The sequence below is a fragment of the Collinsella sp. AF19-1LB genome, assembly GCF_003459655.1.
GTDB lineage: Bacteria > Actinomycetota > Coriobacteriia > Coriobacteriales > Coriobacteriaceae > Collinsella.
In genome coordinates this window covers 443-1,288 of sequence record NZ_QRWO01000072.1, presented here as the reverse complement: position 1 = coordinate 1,288, position 846 = coordinate 443, and the positions used below count along the sequence as shown (strand labels likewise).

General features: G+C 44.8%; 1 protein-coding gene. It reads left to right on the top strand.

The features are described from left to right. Window positions 1-41: 41 nt before the first annotated feature. Complete coding sequence (locus tag DWX39_RS10780; protein WP_117759945.1) at window positions 42-773, top strand: helix-turn-helix domain-containing protein; 732 nt, start codon at window positions 42-44, stop codon at window positions 771-773. Window positions 774-846: the final 73 nt, after the last annotated feature.

Here is an 846-nt window from a genome sequence, read left to right as displayed (position 1 = left end):
AAGACAGAATAATATCATAAATATATTAGGAGGTCATTCTTATGCCATGTAAAACCAAAGCGTCCCCGGAGGAAATGTTAGACCAGATTGCTTCATATCTCTATCAGGGTGTTACGATTACCCAGGCAGCTGAAAATCTTCATATGAGCCGCATAACATTCAGAAAATGGGTTCTCCGGTATAAAGAGGAGGGCTTTAAGGGATTGCGGCCCAGGCAGCATTTGTCTTACTACTCCAATCAGATGAAGATCCAGGCCGTAAAGGAATATCTTAAAGGCGGCGTTTCCATGCTTTCCGTCTGTGCCAAATACAGAATTTCCGGCACTCTCTCCCTTAAAACATGGATTGAGGCGTATAATGAGCATAAGTTGACAGACCTCGTTTCTGAAGGAGGAGATCTTATGGGCAAACGCCAGCAATCGGTCAAGGAAGAGCGAGTCAGAATCGTTCAGGAGTGCATCGCCAGTGGATGCGATTACAACAAGATAGCCAAGAAGTACAACATGTCCTACCAAACACTCTACACATGGGTAAAAAAGTTCAAGGAGATGGGAGAAGTTGGTCTTGAGGATTACAGAGGAAAGCCAATCAGGCTCCAAACGCCCCGGACCGAAGAAGAACGGCTGCGTCAGGAGAATGCCAGATTTCTTGAAGAGAAGAAGGATCTTATAGCAGAGATTGCCCTGCTAAAAAAAAAGATGGAGATAGAGGAAAGGTTGCGTTCCTCGAAGGATTCAGCCTTACTCACCTTCTCAGAGATTTTAAAGCCATAAAAGAAGTCCATGAAGAAACCAACATCTCCATAGAAAGTCTCTGCCGACTCTCAAAGGTCTCCAGGGCAGCTTA